Here is a 16,386-nt window from a genome sequence, read left to right as displayed (position 1 = left end):
CGCTACGCTTCGGTGCCGCCGAAGGGCCTGCGCTCGCCGAATCCCACCGCGCGCCGCGTCGGTCCGCAGAGCACCAGCGCCACCAGTGCGACCGCGAGCGCCCACGCCCCGATCCCCATGTACGGGTGCGCGGCCTCCCTGAGGTAGTACCCGACCGGGAGCCACAGCAGCGCCTGGAACACCGCCTGCGCGACCACGTCGCGGGAGCGGATGAGACTGCGCCCCAAGTGCCAGTAGTACAGCGCCGCGAGCCAGGCGATCAGCGCGACGCCGGCCGCGCCGGCCGCGGTGTCGACCTCCCCGATCACGATCTGCACCAGGCCCCATACGCCGGCGGCGGCGAGTCCCGTTGCGAGGAGCCAGAACAGGCCCGCGGCCGCGGTGAGGGTCCACGGACGGTCGCCGTCGCCGGGCGTTTCGGTGACGGCGCCCATGTCGGCATCGGTTTCGTTCACACGCCGAGCGTATCCCGGGCTACGCTGCGCCTATGCGCGACCTGAAAGCGGCGCCACAGCGTGGTCTGCTCATCGTGAACCCGAAGGCCTCCACCGGCTCGCGCCGTCGCACGCGTTGGGTGGTCAAGAAACTCGACGACGTGCTCGATCTCACGGTGGAGCAGACGCGTTCGCGCGGCCACGGCGAGACGCTCGCCAAGCGCGGCGCCGAGGAGGCCTACGACGTCGTCCTGAGCCTCGGCGGGGACGGCACCGTGAACGAGGTCGTCAACGGCCTCATGGCCGCGGGCCGCTCAGCGGCCGAGACGCCGGTGTTCGCGCCGATCCCCGCCGGTTCCACGAACGTCTTCGCGCGGGCCCTGGGCCTGCCCTGGGACCGCCGCAGGGCCTCGGTGGCGATCGTGTCGGCCCTGGAGGAGTCCCGCGTGCGGACGGTGAGCCTGGGCCGCGCCACCGGCGAGGGCCTCGACCGCCACTTCACCTTCTGCGCCGGGCTCGGCTGGGACGCGTCGATCATCAAGAAGGTCGAGTCGTACCGCAAGAAGCGCAACCTCGGCGCCCACTACGCCCGCGCCGTCATGGCCGAACTCAACGAGCATGGCGTGGAAGGGGATTCGATCGACGTCGAGCTGTCCTCGGGAGAGAGCGACCTGTCGACGGGGATGGTCGTGGTCCAGAATTGCGCGCCGTGGACCTATCTGGGCACCCTTCCGGTGAATCTCAACGCGCGGGCGTCCTTTAATGCTGGACTTGATGTCCTGATTCTGCGTAAACTTGGTCTGTCGGACGCCGCGCGAACCGCCGCTTCACTGCTGGTGGGACGAGACGGACCCGACGGCAAACACGCCGTGACGCATCACGATCTCTCCAGGATTCGGCTGCGCGCGTCGCTGCCGCAGGCCTTCCAACTCGACGGGGACTACCTCGGTGAGCGGACGGAAGTCGAACTCGGCTCGGTTCCGGAGGCACTGCGGGTGGCCTGCTAACAACTTGGGAAAACCTCAGAGCGGGTGTTGACAACTCGCTCGTGAGCAGGCAAGGTTGATTTCGCCATCCCTACAGGGACGGCGTGAGACTTACAACCGAATATCGTTTTTTCGGTGCGTATTGACCGGCACTATGTGGGTATTCACAACTCGCCAGCACTTACGAGCCTGGTAAGTAGGCCAACCTTGAGTACCAGTGTGTCAAACCGGTTCGACTCGCTGTCACCGACCCCGGTCTTTCGGGTTCGGGAGGGTGTGGCGGAGACCGCTCCGAGGATCCGCGGTAGGGATCCCGGCGGTCCGGCGGAGCGAGTTCCACAAGTCTTCTTCGAGGTGGAGCGGTGAGTTCACTCACTTCGAGATGATTTCCGGAGTCGAACCCTTGACAAATCCCAGCCTTGTGAAAGTATTCACAAGGTAGCCGGGTCGAGGTGCGGACCTGTCGCAGCGGTCGCTTGCGGAGCTGTAGATTTGCTCGGCCGCCACTTGGGCGTTCGATGCTGTAGGCGGGTGTGCCCCCGATGCCCTGGCGTTCAGCAGTGTCGCTGATGCGAGAGCGCTCCGCAGTCGCGGTGACAACGATTCCCTTTGCCGGGAAACGGGTCCCGCCCCGAGCACCCAGCTGTGCCGCCCGCGAGGGTGCGACCGCCGCGATGCGGCGGACGCGGAGCGGCACGAGCGATGCGCGGCCCGAACGCCGGACACGGACACCGGTCCGTCACGCCCGAATCGCACGACCTTCATAACACCGTGAAAGCAAGATGCTTGATGCCTAGCAAGGAGAAGTTTTGATGGATTGGCGCCACGAGGCCATCTGCCGCGACGAGGACCCCGAGCTGTTCTTCCCCATCGGGGACACCGGTCCGGCACTGGTACAGATCGAGCAGGCCAAGAACGTCTGCCGGCGCTGCCCCGTGACCGAGGAGTGCCTGCGGTGGGCGCTGGAGAGCGGTCAGGACGCGGGCGTGTGGGGTGGCATGAGCGAGATCGAGCGACGCGAACTGAAGCGCCGCTCCGGTGCGCTGCGCACCCTCGCCACCCAGGTCGTCGGCTGACGCCGCGCAATCCCTTGATTTAGTCCATCCCTCGAATTTGCGACAACAGAAGCTTGGTAGGCCCGGCCCCGTGCCGGGCCTTCAAGCTTTCCCGGCCCGGTGTCGGCCACCGCTTCGATCATGCCGCAGGGGTACGACACTCAGTGGATCTGGTGGCGCTCGGTGTCGGTGTCGGCCTCGGTGGCCGGGCGCTGCTGGCGGATGCGGATCGTGGTCGTGGCGTTCTCGACCTCCGATTCGACCTCGTCGGTGAGGGCCCTGAGCACCTGCCACTGGTAGGCGCCCGCGTCGGGGAGCGGGGCGCCCTTCGGGCGGCTCAGCACGATCTGGAGGGTCTCGCTGCCCACCTCCAGGCGGCAGCGCAGCGGCTCGCCGCCGGTCTTGCGCCGCAGCGGCCGCGAGCGGCCCGTCTCCTGCTTCGCGGCGGGGATCAGGAGCGCCACGGCGGCGTTCACCGCCGCCCGCAGGTCCTCGATCTCGTCGAGCGAGAACCCGAGCCGGGTCGCCACCGCCGCGGTCGCGGTCGGCAGGACCGACAGGTAGTCGCCCGTCGAGGGCACGTCGAGCAGCAGCACGTCCTCGCGCTCATCGCTCACCGGCATCGCCACTTCCCGTACCCAGCTGGGTCCGTAACGTCGTGAGGTGCCCGAGAACCCGAGCGCCTCCCCGCTGCAAAGGATAATCCGATCGGCCCCGCCGCGCGGACCACCCCGCCGCAAACCCCGAGCCGAGGCCCCTGAACGGCGAAGCACCCCGCCCCGCCGGATGCGGGACCGGGCGCTTCGCGACCGTCGAGCGGCCCTAGGCCTTCTTGGTCTCCCAGAAGATCTCGGCGATCTGGTCGATCTTGGCGAGCAGTTCCTCGGCGACCTTCGGGTCGGCGGAGCCCTTGGAGCCGGAGGCCCCGGCGAGCTTCGTCGCCTCGTTGACCAGCGTGTGCAGCTGCGGGTACTTCTCGAAGTGCGGCGGCTTGAAGTAGTCGGTCCACAGCACCCACAGGTGCTCCTTGACCAGGTTGGAGCGCTGCTCCTTGATGATCAGGGCGCGGGTCCGGAACTCCGGGTCCTCGTTGGCCTGGTACTTCTCGCTGATGGCCTTGACCGACTCCGCTTCGATGCGGGCCTGGGCGGGGTCGTAGACCCCGCACGGCAGGTCGCAGTGAGCCGAAGCCGAGATCTGCGGCAGCAACCGCTTGAACAGAGGCTTGAACATTGCCCCTCCAGCTTCTTTCCAGTGGGTGTGATTCCATCGCCGACCCTACCTCTCCGGAGCCCCGATCCGGGCCTGCCCCTAGAGTTAATGACACGACGACATTCCAGGTCGAACACCATGATGGACAGTGCAATCGATGCGAGGCCGCGCCGCGGCCCGATATCCGGAGGTCAGTCCCGATGCTCGCCGCCTACGCCCGCAACGTCAATCCCGACGACCCGTTCGCGGCCCTGGAGGTCGGCGAGATCGAACCCCCGGCCGTTCCCGAGGAGTGGACGCGAGCGCCCCTCGTGGCCGCCTCGATCAACCACCACGACCTCTGGTCCCTCGCCGGGGTCGGGCTGCGCGCCGACCAGTGCCCGATGATCCTCGGCACCGACGCGGTGGTGCGCACCGCCGACGGCGGCCACGCCGTCGTCTACCCCGTGATCGCCGACGCCTCCCTCGCGGACGAGACCCTCGATCCCAAGCGGACACTCCTGTCCGAACTGCACCCCGGCACGCTCGCCGAGCACGTCGCGGTCCCGGTCCGGAACCTCCTGCTGGTCCCCGCGGGCTGGAGCGCGGCCGAGGCCGCCTGCCTGCCCACGGCCTACCTCACCGCCTGGCGGATGCTCACCGTCCGCGGCAGGGCCCGCGAGGGCGACGCGGTCCTGGTCCAAGGCACCGGCGGCGGCGTCGCCACCGCCGCGATCGTCCTCGCGAAGGCCCTCGGCCTGCGCGTCTACGCCACCGGCCGCAGCGCCGAGCGCCGCGAGCGGGCCGCCGAGCTCGGCGCGGTCGCCGTGGAGCCCGACGCGCGGCTGCCCGAGCGCGTCGACGTCGTCGTCGACTCGGTCGGCGCGCCCGTCATGGCCCACTCGATCAAGTCCCTCAAACCCGGCGGGCGCCTGGTCACCTGCGGCGTCACCGGCGGCCACGCGGCCGAGGTCGACCTGCGGCACGTCTTCTTCAAGCAGTTGGAGATCCTCGGCTCGACCATGGGCACCCGTGACGAATTCGTCGAACTCCTGCGCTTCTGCGCCGAGCGCGAGGTCCGCCCGATCGTCGACTCGGTCCACGCCCTCGCCGACGCCGAGGCGGCCCTACGCCGCCTGGCCTCCGGCGAGGCCTTCGGCAAGGTCGTCGTCCAGCACTCCTGAGGCCGGGCGAACCCCAACGTCGTAAGTACGACAGTGGGGCCGGTTTCTGCTCGGTTCGCCCCCGCCCGGCCCCTGCCTGCCCGCACCCTGAAGTGGACGCCGGCACCGGCCCGCACCGGGCACCGCCGGCGTCCACCGGGCGGCCCGAACGCGGCCGCCGGAAGGCACGGGGGAGTACGGCCATGTCAGCGATGACTCGGGTCAAGGGCGGGCTCAAGTCCGCCGCCGGAAGCACGTGGGCGATCACCAAGAAGATCCTGGTGCGCCTCGCGATCGCGGCGGCCATCATGGTCGTGGCCGTCGCCCTCGCCAGGCACGGCGAGAGCTCGGCCGCGCCGGGCGAGGGCGCCGCGGGCACCGACGCCCACCCGGTCGCCGCGCAGCGCGCGATCCTCTCCCACGGTTGGACCGAGCAGCAGTCGCTCTCGTGCGAGTACACCGTGAACGCCACCTTCGGCGTCTCGATCTTCACCGACACCGACATGGGCGCGCGCCGCCTCGTGCGCCTGCACGACGACACCGTCGTCAACGGGGCCTGCTCGACCACCGAGGGCGGGCGCACGATCGGCTGCGCGGGCCTGCAATGGGAGACCACCTGGATCCGGGTCCAGCACGGCGACACCGTCGGCTACAGCCCGGCCTCCTGCCTGGTCAGGGAACGGTCCCTGTAGCCGCGCACGACAGCGGGGCCCGGCTTCGGCCGGGCCCCGCTGCCGAGCGAACGCTACTTCAGGCCCACGCCCGCGATGCCCTTGACGATCTGCTTCTGGAAGATCAGGAAGACGATCAAGAGCGGCAGCGCGCCGAGGACCGCGGCGGCCATGTTCTGGGCGTAGAACAGGCCGTAACCGCCCGAGACGACGCCCAGGCCCACCGGGAGGGTCATCATCGACGGGTCGGTCGCCACCAGCAGCGGCCACAGGAAGTTGTTCCAGGAGCCGATGAAGGTGAAGATCCCGACCGCGGCCATGATCGGGCCCGACAGCGGCAGGATCACGTTCCACAGCACCCGCAGGTGCCCGGCCCCGTCGAGCTTCGCGGCCTCCTCGTAGTCGCGCGGGATCGCGTCGAAGAACCGCTTGAGGATGAACACCATGACCGGCGCGACCACCTGCGGCAGCGCCAGGCCCCAGTACGTCCCGGCCAGCTTCAGGCTGTTGACCAGGTCGAACAGCGGGATGATGAGCGCCTGACCGGGGACCATGAGCCCGGCGATGATCGCCCCGAACACGATGTTCTTGCCCGGGAAGTCGAACCGGGAGAACCCGTACGCGGCGAGCACGCACAGCACCAGCGTCAGGACGGTCACGATCGTGGAGACGATCGTCGAGTTGATCATCCAGGTGAGGTGGTCGCCGCGTTCGAACAGCGTCCGGTACCCCTCCAGCGACCACGTCTCGGGGATCCAGTGGATGTCCTGGCCGAGGCTCGCCTCGGTCTCGGACTTCAGGGAGGTCGAGACCGCCCACAGCAGCGGCAGCAGCCACATCACCGCCAGGGCGCCGGCGGCGATGTAGACGATGACGGCGCCCACCGTCGGGCGCTTGCGGCGCCGGCGGACCTCGGGCCGCGCCGACGGGGCGGCGGCGGACTTCTCTTGCACTGCGGTCATGTCAGTCCTCCTTCCGGGAGAACAGCCGGAACTGGACGATGGAGACGATGAGGATGAGCACGAACAGCACGTAGGACAGCGCCGACGCGTAGCCGATGCGGTAGCCCTCGAACCCGGCGATGTAGATGTAGTGGATGGCGACCTCGGTGGCGCGGTTGGGGCCGCCGCCGGTCATGAGGTACATCTGGTCGAAGATCCGCAGCGAGGCGATGAGCTGGAGGACGATGACCAGCGCGGTGGTGCGCTTGAGCAGCGGCAGCGTGATGTGCCACAGCTGGCGCCACCAACTGGCGCCGTCGATGCTGGAGGCCTCGTAGACGTTCGGGTCGATCGTCTGGAGCGCGGCGAGGTACAGCAGGAAGTTGAAGCCCATCGTCCACCACACGGTGGTCAGGACGACCGACCACATGGCGGTGGACTCGCCCTGGAGCCAGATCGTGGGCGCGGCCGCGTCCTGGATCCCCAGCAGTTGCAGGTAGTGGTTGAGCAGGCCGCCGTCGGGCTGGTAGATCCAGATCCAGATCATGGTGACCACGGAGACGGGCACGACGAACGGCGCGAAGAACGCCATCCGCAGGAACCATCCGAGCTTGCGGGCGCGGTTGACCAGCAGGGCCAGGACGATCGCGAGGACGACCAGCGGCGGCGTCGAGTACAGGGTGAACTCGGCGGTGTTCCACAGGGCCGACCAGGCGCGTTCGTCGCCGAAGGCCTCGGACCAGTTCTCGAGTCCGACCCAGGAGGCGGGCCTGCCGGTGAGGCTCTTGTCGGTGAAGGAGTAGTACAGGCCGAGGAAGGTGGGCCAGACCAGGAAGAGCGCGTAGAAGGCGGTGAAGGGCAGGACGAACCAGAGTCCTACCCATGACCGCTTCTTGCGCGCCGTGGGGGCGGGGGGCCGCTTCGTCGCGGCCGACGCCGCTGCGGGCGTCTCGGTTTTCACAGTCATCGGAAGTCCTATGGAACGATTCAGTCGACCGGGTTGGGGAGGGCCAGCAGCGAGCGGATCCGCTCCTTGATGAGCGCCAGCGCCTCTTCGGGGGTCATGGCGAGGCCGTAGACCTGGTTGAAGATGGAGCCGGTCTCGTCGAAGAGGCGGGCGGCCGACCCGGAGAACCACGCGTCCGGGTCGAACTGGACGTTGTCGACGACGCCGGAGTACTCCGCGTTCGGTTGCAGCGCCTGGTATTCGGCGCTCTCGGTGACGGGCAGGTAGGCCGGGGTGTGGCCGCCGCCCTCGCCCCACCGGAAGCTGTGCTGGAGCATCCAGGCGGCGTAGGTGAGCGTGGCGTCGCGGACGTCGGGGTCCCAGCTGTTGTGGTGGGGCAGGACGTAGGAGTGGCAGTCGCCCTGGGTGCGGCGGTTGCCGAAGAAGTCGGGCATCTCGGTCATGGAGAAGTCGAAGCCCTGGGCCTCGTCGAAGGCCTTGAAGCGGTTGATCTCCCAGTTGCCGACCTGGACGAGTCCGGCCGCGCCGGTCTCGAAGTTGGCCGAGCACTGGCCGCCGTCGGCGAACCTGGGGCACAGGCCCTCTTCGGACATCCTGTACATGATCTCGATGGCCTGGAGCGCCTTGTCGTCGTCCATCTCGAAGTCGTCGTCGCCGAAGGTCATCTCGCCGTCCGCCTGGCGGTACCAGGCCCAGAACTGGCGCCAGCCGCCGAGGGTGTCCAGGGAGGTGCCGTACTCGCCGGTGACGTCCTGTACGGCGCGCAGGAGGTCGTAGTACTCCTCGACGCCGGTGGTCTCCAGGAGCGTCCCGTCGGGGTTGAGGACCCCGGCCTGCTCGCAGACGGTGCGGTTGTAGTAGTTGACGAGGGCGTGGGTGTCGATCGGGATCGCGTACAGCCGGTCGTCGACGAAGCACTTGTCCCACACCTGGGCGGGGAAGTCGGACGGGTCGAGCCCGTGGTCGACCAGTTCGTCGATCTCGATGGGGTCGAGGAGCGTCGCGGGCGAGACGCTCTTGAGCCGAGAGAGGTGGATGGTCGCGATGTCGGAGGCGTTGCCGCCGGAGGCGCCCATGACCAGGCGCGTGTAGAACGGGGTGCCCCAGCCGAAGGTCGTGGCCTGGAGTTCGACGTCGGGGTGCTCGGCCGAGAACTGGTCGTGCATCTCGGTCATGACCGCGCCGTCGCCGCCGGCCAGGAGGTTCCACTGCTTCACCCGGGTGCGGCCGTCGAGCCCGCCGGTGACCGATCCGCACCCGGCGAGGCTCAGCCCTGCGAGACCCAGCCCGGCGGTCGCGGCCGTTCCGGTGAGGAGTGCCCGCCTGGAGAGCGACCCAGGGGGCGAGGGATGGTTCCGCATCAATGCATCACTCCAATGTGAAACTTTGTCGGGTCGGCCAAACGAAGGGTGGGCCGTCCAGACATTGTTACCGCTCTCATCATGAGAGTCAAGGGTGTGCATACGTGGAACCGCTACCGGTGTGAAAAAAGTTTCGACCGCCGCCGCACCGTCCCCCGCCGGTGCCGACCCGCCCGTTCCCTTCCCAGAACGCGAGCGGGGGAGGCCTTTCGGCCTCCCCCAATGGAACTCGTCCGCGGCCTACTGCGGCTGCGGGATCGCGACGTCGACGAGCGCCTGCTGCTCGACCTCGTGGACCTTCGGCGAGCCGGTGGACGGCGCGGCGGCGGCCGGGCGCGAGATGCGGCGCAGGTGGACCCCGCCGAGCTGCTCGAGCAGGTTGAGCGCGATGTGCGACCAGGCGCCCTGGTTCGCCGGCTCCTCCTGGACCCACGCGGTGTCCTCGGCGTTCGGGAACGCCGCCAGAGCGGCCTTGAGCTCCTCGGCCGGGAGCGGGTAGAGCTGCTCGACGCGCAGGATCGCGGTGTCGGTGACGCCGCGGCTCTTGCGGGCGGCGGCCAGGTCGTAGTAGACCTTGCCGGCGCACAGCAGGACCCGCTTGACGTCCTCGGGCCGGACCTCGCCGCTCGCGACGGCCGGGTCGGTCAGGACCGGGCGGAAGCGGCCGTTGGTGAACTCCTCCAGCGAGCTGACGGCGGCCTTGTGCCGCAGCAGCGACTTGGGCGTGAACACGATCAAGGGCTTCTTGACCGGGTCGAGCGCCTGGCGTCGCAGCAGGTGGAAGTAGTTCGCCGGGCTGGTGGAGTTGACCACGCGCATGTTCTCGTCGGCGCACATCTGGAGGAACCGCTCGATGCGCCCGGAGGTGTGGTCGGGGCCGGCGCCCTCGTGGCCGTGGGGCAGCAGCAGCGTGACGCCGGAGTGCTGGCTCCACTTGGCCTCGCCCGAGGAGATGAACTCGTCGATGATGGTCTGGGCGCCGTCGACGAAGTCGCCGAACTGGGCCTCCCAGGCCACGAGCATGTCGGGGTTCTCCACCGAGTAGCCGTACTCGAAGCCGAGCGCGGCGAACTCCGACAGCAGCGAGTCGTAGATGAAGAACTTCGCGGTGTTCTCGCCCAGGTGCGCCAGCGGCGTGTACTCCTCGCCGGTGGCCTGGTCGATGACCACGGCGTGGCGCTGCACGAAGGTGCCGCGCCGCGAGTCCTGGCCCGCGAGGCGGACGGCCTTGCCCTGCATGAGGAGCGAGCCGAACGCGAGGGTCTCGGCGAAGGCCCAGTCGACGGTGCCCGAGGTGGACATCTCGCTGCGCTTCTCCAGGACCCGGCGGACGGCCTTGTGCGGTCCGAAGCCCTCGGGGAGCGTGGTGTGGGCCTTGCCGATCATCGCGATGGTCTCGGCGTCGACGGCGGTGTCGATGTCGGCGACCGGTTCGGGCTGGTGGCGCCACGGGAGCGGCCCTGTCTGCCCGGCGAGGGCCTCCTTGGTCTCGCGGAAGACCCGTTCGAGCTGGGCCTGGTAGTCCGCGAGGGCCTCCTCGGCGTCCTCCATGGTGATGTCGCCGCGGCCGATGAGCGCCCTGGTGTAGAGCTTGCGCACGGACTGCTTGCCGTCGATGACCTGGTACATCTGCGGGTTGGTCATCTTCGGGTCGTCGCCCTCGTTGTGGCCGCGGCGCCGGTAGCAGACCATGTCGATGACGACGTCCTTGCGGAACTGCTGGCGGAAGGCGAACGCGAGCTTGGCGACCTCGGCCACGGCCTCGGGGTCGTCCCCGTTGACGTGGAAGATCGGCGCCTGGATCATGCGGGCGACGTCGGTGCAGTACAGGCTCGAGCGCGAGTGCGTCGGCGCGGTGGTGAACCCGACCTGGTTGTTGACGACCACGTGCACGGTGCCGCCGGTGCGGTAGCCGCGCAGCTGCGAGAGGTTGAGCGTCTCGGCCACCACGCCCTGGCCGGCGAAGGCCGCGTCGCCGTGGATGGCGACGGGCATGACGGTGAAGCCGTCCTCGCCGAGGTTGAGCCGGTCCTGCTTGGCGCGCACGACCCCTTCGAGCACCGGGTTGACCGCCTCCAGGTGGGAGGGGTTGGCGCACAGCGACACCGTGGTCTCGCCCTTGCCGTCGGGGGAGGAGAAGGTGCCGGTCATGCCCAGGTGGTACTTGACGTCGCCGGAGCCGCCGATGCTCTTGGGGTCGATGTGCCCCTCGAACTCGGTGAAGATCTTGGAGAGCTTCTTGCCGACGATGTTGGCGAGGACGTTGAGGCGCCCGCGGTGGGGCATCCCGATGACGACCTCGTCGAGGTCGGCGCCGGCCGCCTCGTTGAGGATGCGGTCGAGCAGCGGGATGAGCGACTCGCCGCCTTCGAGGCTGAAGCGCTTCTGGCCGACGAACTTGGTCTGGAGGAACGTCTCGAAGGCCTCGGCGGCGTTCAGGCGCCCGAGTATGTGCTTCTGCTCCTGGACCTTCGGCTTCTCGAACGGGACCTCTATGCGCCGCTGGATCCACGCGCGCTCGTCGGGGTCCTGTATGTGCATGTACTCCACGCCGATGCGGCGGCAGTAGGAGTCGCGCAGGACGCCGAGGATCTCGCGCAGCTTCATGCGCTGCTGGCCGGCGAAGCCGCCGATCGGGAAGGTCCGGTCGAGGTCCCACAGGGTCAGCCCGTGCGAGAGGATGTCGAGGTCGGGGTGGCGGCGGATCTCGTAGTGCAGCGGGTTGGTGTCGGCCATGAGGTGGCCGCGGACCCGGTAGGCGTGGATGAGCTCGATGACCCGGGCGTTCTTGTCGATCTGCCCCTCGTGGGTCTTGGAGACGTCGCGGACCCAGCGCACCGGCTCGTAGGGGATGAGCAGGGAGCGGAAGACCTCGTCGAAGAACGCGTCGCCGAGCAGCAGCTGGTGCAGCGTGGCGAGGAACTGGCCGGACTCGGCGCCCTGGATGATCCGGTGGTCGTACGTCGAGGTGACGGTCATGATCCGCGAGACGCCCAGGTCCGAGAGGGTCTCGTCGGAGGCCCCGGCGAACTCGGCGGGCACCTCCATGGCGCCGACGCCGACGATGAGCCCCTGGCCCTTCATCAGGCGCGGCACCGAGTGCACGGTGCCGATGCCGCCGGGATTGGTGAGCGTGAGCGTCGCCCCGGCGTGGTCCTCCATCGTGAGCTTGTTGTTCCGGGCCCGGCGCACGAGGTCCTCGTAGGCCTGCCAGAACTCGCGGAAGTCCATCGACTCGGTGTTCTTGATCGAGGGCACCACCAAGGTGCGGGTGCCGTCGGGCTTGGCGAGGTCGATCGCGAGGCCGAGGTTGACGTGCTCGGGCGTGACCAGCTGCGGCTTGCCGTCGACGACCTTGTAAGAGGCGTTCATGCCCGGGTGGGCCTTGACGGCCTGCACCAGCGCGTAGCCGATGAGGTGCGTGAAGGAGACCTTCCCGCCCTGGCCGCGCTTGAGGTGGTTGTTGATGACGATCCGGTTGTCGAACAGGAGCTTCGCGGGGACGGCCCGGACCGAGGTGGCCGTGGGGATCTCCAGTGAGGCGTCCATGTTCTGGGCCACCTTGGCGGCCACGCCTTTGAGCGGTTTCGTCCCTGCGGCGCTTGTGGAGCCGGGCCAGGAGGCGGGTTCGTTCACGGTCGGGGTCGCCTTCTTCGTCGCGGGTTCGGACACGGTGGCTGGGGGCGCGGCGGGTTCCGGCGCGGCCTTCTCGGCGGGCTCCGCCGCCGCCTTCGACACGGCGGGCTTCGGCTCCGCGGGCTCGGCCGCGGGCTCTGCGGGGGCCCGCACCGGCTCGGCGGACGCGGTCGGCGCCGCCTCGCCCGCGGCGGTCTCCTCGCCTGCGAACGGCGTGTGCTGCGGTTCGCCGCCGAAGAACTCGCGCCACCCTGCGCTCACACTGTCGGGGTTTTCGCGGTAACGCTCATACATCTCGTTGACCAGCCATTCATTGGCACCGAAATCGGTCAACGGATTGCCCGGAGTCGCACTCGACACGACTGAATCGCCTCTTCTTTGACGCTGCGTGGAAGGGGACGGAAGTCCCCGGACTCAAGGGTAACCGGGAGGGCGCGAAAGTGTAGTACCGGTAACGCCGTTGGGGGGCCGGTCACTCGCCTCGGCGCGAAGGTGCTGCGCAGCAGGTGGAAACGCGTGAACGTCTCGTTCGCCACAGCGGCGCGCCGCACCCGTCCGAAGCCCGTTTCAAGGGGTCTCGGCGCAGGGTTTCGATGCACGATTCCGGCGAGCCGCTTCGATGTGCAGCCTCGCCATGCGGACCCGCCGCGCCGTATCGGCACGCGCTGGCACGCGTTCGCAGCACCGCTTCGAGGCGCGATTCCAGGGCCGGTTCGATGCCGGTTTCGAGGGCCCGGGAACCGCGCCGAAGCGGTCGGCCTTATCCGGCCGCGCTGCGTTCCTTGCTCGAGAAGGTCTCCGTGGGCTCTTCCAGGAGCTCCTCGGCGCCGACGACGGTGAACAAGCGGGTGATGAAGCGGTTGGGGTTGACGACGGCCAGTGCGACGCCCATCTCGCGGGCGATGCGGTAGGCCACCACGATGGTGCCGATGCCGGTGGAGTCGAGGACCGTCACCTTGGCGACGTCGACTCTGATGGCGGTGGCCCCGCCCGCCTCGAGTGCGTTGGTGATCGTCTCGCGGATCTGCGGCGCGGTCGCGTAGTCGACTTCGCCTGCCAGTTCGACGGTGACGACCCCGGTGTCGGTCGTGGCGGTCGCGATAGACAGCGTCATGAACTCACCTGATTCGGTATGGTGCCCCGGCCCGGGCTCCGCGCCCGGTATCGGTACGCGTTCCCGGCTGCGACACAAAGTCTATCCGACGGGTAGGACGGCGAACAGTTCGCGCGCGAGCGTTTCACGCAAACGCGTGCAGGTCTCTGCAAAGCTCACCCGATCGCGCGACCCCCGCGTCCGCCCCGCCCAGGCCGCCCCGGCCGCACGCCGCGCGCATCGCCCCCGGTCACGACCGCTTGGCGCGCCCCTGGCGCGGGCGTATGCTTCAGAACCATCCGTGACCTGCGCCTGCCGGCCGACCTCGCGCGCCGGCGGCCACCGAGCGACGCCGAGACCGTGAAGATGAGGCCCATGCCGCTTTCGACCAGCCAGCCGAGCGCCGAGACCGAAGCCACCCTCCTGGTCGTCGAGGACGAGGAGAACATCTGCGAGCTGCTGGCGACCTCGCTGCGCTACGCGGGCTTCGCCGTCCACGCCGTCGGCACCGGCGACGAGGCGCTCCGGTCGATCGCCCGGCACCGCCCCGACCTGGTCGTCCTCGACGTCAACCTGCCCGATTTCGACGGGTTCGAGGTCGTGCGGCGGATGCGCTCGGGCTCCGACCACACCCCGGTGCTCTTCCTCACCGCCCGCGACGACACCGCCGACACCGTCACCGGCCTGTCGGTCGGCGGCGACGACTACATCACCAAGCCCTTCGCGCTCGAAGAGGTCGTCGCCCGCATCCGCGCGGTCCTGCGCCGCTCCTCCGGCGAGCTGCCCCGGCCCTCGCGCCTCCAGTACGCCGACCTCGAACTCGACGAGGAGACCCACGAGGTCTGGCGCTCGGGCAAGGCCGTGCAGCTCTCGCCCACCGAGTTCAAGCTCCTGCGCTACTTCATGATCAACGCCGGCCGGGTCCTGTCCAAGGCCCAGATCCTCGACCACGTGTGGCGCTACGACTTCCGCGGCGACGACGGCATCGTCGAGTCCTATGTCTCCTACCTGCGCCGCAAGGTCGACACCGGCGAGCCCAAACTCATCCAGACCCTCCGCGGCATCGGCTACGTCCTGCGGGAGCAGCAGCGTTGAGCGCGCCGCGCATGTTCGAGCTCGCCCGCGACCGGTGGGACCGCACGCCGCTGCGCGTCCGCTTGACCGCGGCGGTGCTCGTGCTGGTCGCGGGCTCGCTCATCCTCATCAGCGTCTCCACGATCCTGGCGCTGCACTCCTACTTCCTCGGCACCGTCGACGACGAACTCGAGACCCAGCTGCGCAGCTGGAACCCCGACTTCTTCGAGCCCGACAACTTCGACGACGCCGACGACGGCCCCGGGCTGCGCCCCGAGCAGTACGTCTTCAGCGTCCTGTACGGCCCCGACAACCGCCTCGACCGTCCCCACAACCGCCCCGACACCCCCACGTTCGACTACGAGGACCTCGTCGCCGCCGACGGCGAGGGCTTCATCGCCCTCAGCGCCGACGGCACCACCCGCTGGCGGGTCCTCGGCCTCGCCGGCTCCCAGATCGGCACCGAGAACCCCGACTACGACCCCGGCACCCACGTCCTCCCGCGCGACGCCTATTTCGTGCTCTCCTACAAGCTCGCCCACTTCGACAAGACCGTCGCCGGACTCGTGTGGGTCGACCTGCTCATCGGCGCGGGCGTCCTCGCCGGCCTGGCCGCGATCGGCGTCGGCCTGGTGCGCGCGAGCCTCTCGCCGCTGCGCCAGATCGAGAACACCGCCGCGATGATCGCCGCCGGGAACTACTCGCGGCGCGTGCCCGAGCACGACCGCAACACCGAGGTCGGGCGCGTCGGGCGCGCCATCAACTCGATGCTCACCAAGATCGAGGGCTCCATCCGGGCCCGCAAGTACTCCGAGAAACGCGCGCACGACTCCGAGGAGCGGATGCGCGAGTTCATCACCGACGCCTCCCACGAGCTGCGCACCCCCCTGACGAGCGTGCGCGGCTACGCCGAACTGGTGCGCACCAACCCGCAGATGCCCGAGGCCGAGCGCCAGCACTACATCGGGCAGATCGAGGAGGCCGCCAAGCGCATGGGCCTGCTCGTCGGCGACCTGCTGCACCTCGCCCGCCTCGGCCAGGAGCGCCCGGTCGAGACCGAACCGGTCGACCTGGCCCTCCTCGGACGCGAGGCCGTCGCCGCCCACGTCGTCACCGCCGAGGACCACGAGTTCAGCTTCGCCCACGTGCCCGGCGCGCCCACCGTGGTCGCCGCCGACCGCGCCCGCATCCGGCAGGTCCTCGACAACCTCCTGTCCAACGCCGTGCGCCACACCCCCGCCGGCACCCACATCAGCGTCGAGGTCGCCGCCGAAGAAGCCCCCGCACCCGAAGACCCCGCCGAGGAGCCCCCCGCCGCGACCGTGCGCGTCACCGTCGCCGACGACGGGCCCGGCATGGACCGCGCGACCGCCGGACGGGTCTTCGAACGCTTCTTCCGCTCCGACAAGGGCGTCCACGCCGGATCGGGACTCGGCCTCGCGATCGTCGCCGCCATCGTCAACGCCCACGGCGGCACCGTCGAGGTCGCCTCCGAACCCGGCGAAGGCACCGCCTTCACCGTCCGCCTCAACGCCGAACCCACCGAATGAACCTCGGAATCCTCTGAAGTCCGACCCGGACGGAACCGGCCCGCCCGAGCGCTCTGACCAGTGCGCCCGCCCCCGATCATTAAAGGGTTTTAAGGCGTTTTCGCAGCGAGCCGCGAGCTGCGCCCGGCATGCTGCCTTACATGAGCAACACTGAGAGCCCGAACGGCCCCGAAGGGACCGCACCGCAGGGCCCCGACGGGCCTCCCGCCGCCGACGCCGTGCCCGCCCCCGCCGCGCCCCTCGCCCCCGAACCCAGCCTGCCCC

The 16,386-nt window shown here is 69.4% G+C and carries 14 protein-coding genes; 6 read left to right on the top strand and 8 right to left on the bottom strand.

The window, feature by feature from the left end; translation table 11 throughout:
* Positions 1 to 2 precede the first annotated feature (2 nt).
* Positions 3 to 455 carry a hypothetical protein gene (locus tag IF12_RS23750; protein WP_133884393.1) on the bottom strand — a complete coding sequence of 151 codons (453 nt, stop codon included), beginning with the start codon at positions 453 to 455 and terminating at the stop codon, positions 3 to 5.
* A 32-nt stretch (positions 456 to 487) separates the two neighbouring features.
* Between IF12_RS23750 and IF12_RS0104365 the strand changes: the two genes are divergently transcribed.
* Complete coding sequence (locus IF12_RS0104365) at positions 488 to 1,441, top strand: diacylglycerol kinase family protein (RefSeq protein WP_030154991.1); 954 nt, start codon at positions 488 to 490, stop codon at positions 1,439 to 1,441.
* Between the two features lie 791 nt (positions 1,442 to 2,232).
* Positions 2,233 to 2,496, top strand: a complete 264-nt coding sequence (locus IF12_RS0104360) for a WhiB family transcriptional regulator (protein ID WP_030154989.1) — start codon at positions 2,233 to 2,235, stop codon at positions 2,494 to 2,496.
* A gap of 140 nt (positions 2,497 to 2,636) precedes the next feature.
* Here the strand turns inward: IF12_RS0104360 and IF12_RS0104355 are convergent, their stop codons facing one another.
* Together IF12_RS0104355 and sodN are read right to left on the bottom strand one after the other, a co-directional pair.
* Positions 2,637 to 3,092 carry an anti-sigma regulatory factor gene (locus IF12_RS0104355; RefSeq protein ID WP_133884392.1) on the bottom strand — a complete coding sequence of 152 codons (456 nt, stop codon included), beginning with the start codon at positions 3,090 to 3,092 and terminating at the stop codon, positions 2,637 to 2,639.
* Between the two features lie 205 nt (positions 3,093 to 3,297).
* Positions 3,298 to 3,708 carry a superoxide dismutase, Ni gene (sodN, locus tag IF12_RS0104350; protein WP_030154985.1) on the bottom strand — a complete coding sequence of 137 codons (411 nt, stop codon included), beginning with the start codon at positions 3,706 to 3,708 and terminating at the stop codon, positions 3,298 to 3,300.
* A gap of 179 nt (positions 3,709 to 3,887) precedes the next feature.
* Here sodN and IF12_RS0104345 point away from each other — a divergent pair, with 179 nt between their 5' ends.
* Both IF12_RS0104345 and IF12_RS0104340 read left to right on the top strand, forming a co-directional pair.
* Positions 3,888 to 4,850 (top strand): quinone oxidoreductase, encoded by a 963-nt coding sequence (locus IF12_RS0104345; protein ID WP_030154983.1) that lies wholly within the window; start codon positions 3,888 to 3,890, stop codon positions 4,848 to 4,850.
* A 182-nt stretch (positions 4,851 to 5,032) separates the two neighbouring features.
* Positions 5,033 to 5,521 (top strand): hypothetical protein, encoded by a 489-nt coding sequence (locus IF12_RS0104340; protein WP_133884391.1) that lies wholly within the window; start codon positions 5,033 to 5,035, stop codon positions 5,519 to 5,521.
* Between the two features lie 53 nt (positions 5,522 to 5,574).
* Here the strand turns inward: IF12_RS0104340 and IF12_RS0104335 are convergent, their stop codons facing one another.
* From IF12_RS0104335 to IF12_RS0104315, 5 genes are all read right to left on the bottom strand, one after another.
* Positions 5,575 to 6,462, bottom strand: a complete 888-nt coding sequence (locus tag IF12_RS0104335; RefSeq protein WP_030154979.1) for a carbohydrate ABC transporter permease — start codon at positions 6,460 to 6,462, stop codon at positions 5,575 to 5,577.
* Between the two features lies 1 nt (position 6,463).
* Positions 6,464 to 7,408 carry a carbohydrate ABC transporter permease gene (locus IF12_RS0104330; protein ID WP_030154977.1) on the bottom strand — a complete coding sequence of 315 codons (945 nt, stop codon included), beginning with the start codon at positions 7,406 to 7,408 and terminating at the stop codon, positions 6,464 to 6,466.
* A gap of 20 nt (positions 7,409 to 7,428) precedes the next feature.
* Positions 7,429 to 8,769: an extracellular solute-binding protein gene (locus IF12_RS0104325; RefSeq protein ID WP_030154975.1), complete on the bottom strand. Its 1,341-nt coding sequence runs from the start codon at positions 8,767 to 8,769 to the stop codon at positions 7,429 to 7,431.
* Positions 8,770 to 9,009: 240 nt separating this feature from the next.
* The gene (locus tag IF12_RS0104320) at positions 9,010 to 12,765 is read right to left on the bottom strand and encodes a multifunctional oxoglutarate decarboxylase/oxoglutarate dehydrogenase thiamine pyrophosphate-binding subunit/dihydrolipoyllysine-residue succinyltransferase subunit (protein WP_030154972.1); all 3,756 of its coding nucleotides are present in this window, start codon (positions 12,763 to 12,765) and stop codon (positions 9,010 to 9,012) included.
* A gap of 400 nt (positions 12,766 to 13,165) precedes the next feature.
* On the bottom strand, positions 13,166 to 13,519 hold the full coding sequence (locus tag IF12_RS0104315) for an STAS domain-containing protein (protein WP_051703954.1): 354 nt from the start codon (positions 13,517 to 13,519) through the stop codon (positions 13,166 to 13,168).
* 354 nt (positions 13,520 to 13,873) lie between these two features.
* Between IF12_RS0104315 and IF12_RS0104310 the strand changes: the two genes are divergently transcribed.
* Together IF12_RS0104310 and IF12_RS0104305 are read left to right on the top strand one after the other, a co-directional pair.
* Entirely contained in the window at positions 13,874 to 14,593 is a 720-nt protein-coding gene (locus IF12_RS0104310) for a response regulator transcription factor (protein ID WP_030154967.1), read from the top strand.
* Positions 14,590 to 16,122, top strand: a complete 1,533-nt coding sequence (locus IF12_RS0104305) for a cell wall metabolism sensor histidine kinase WalK (RefSeq protein ID WP_133884390.1) — start codon at positions 14,590 to 14,592, stop codon at positions 16,120 to 16,122. Before IF12_RS0104310 ends, IF12_RS0104305 begins: the two co-directional genes overlap by 4 nt.
* Positions 16,123 to 16,386: the final 264 nt, after the last annotated feature.

The organism is Glycomyces sp. NRRL B-16210, assembly GCF_000719515.1.
In the GTDB taxonomy this organism is placed as follows: domain Bacteria; phylum Actinomycetota; class Actinomycetes; order Mycobacteriales; family Micromonosporaceae; genus Glycomyces.
Note: the sequence above shows the minus strand (reverse complement) of the source record. Positions and strands in the feature narration are given on the sequence as shown.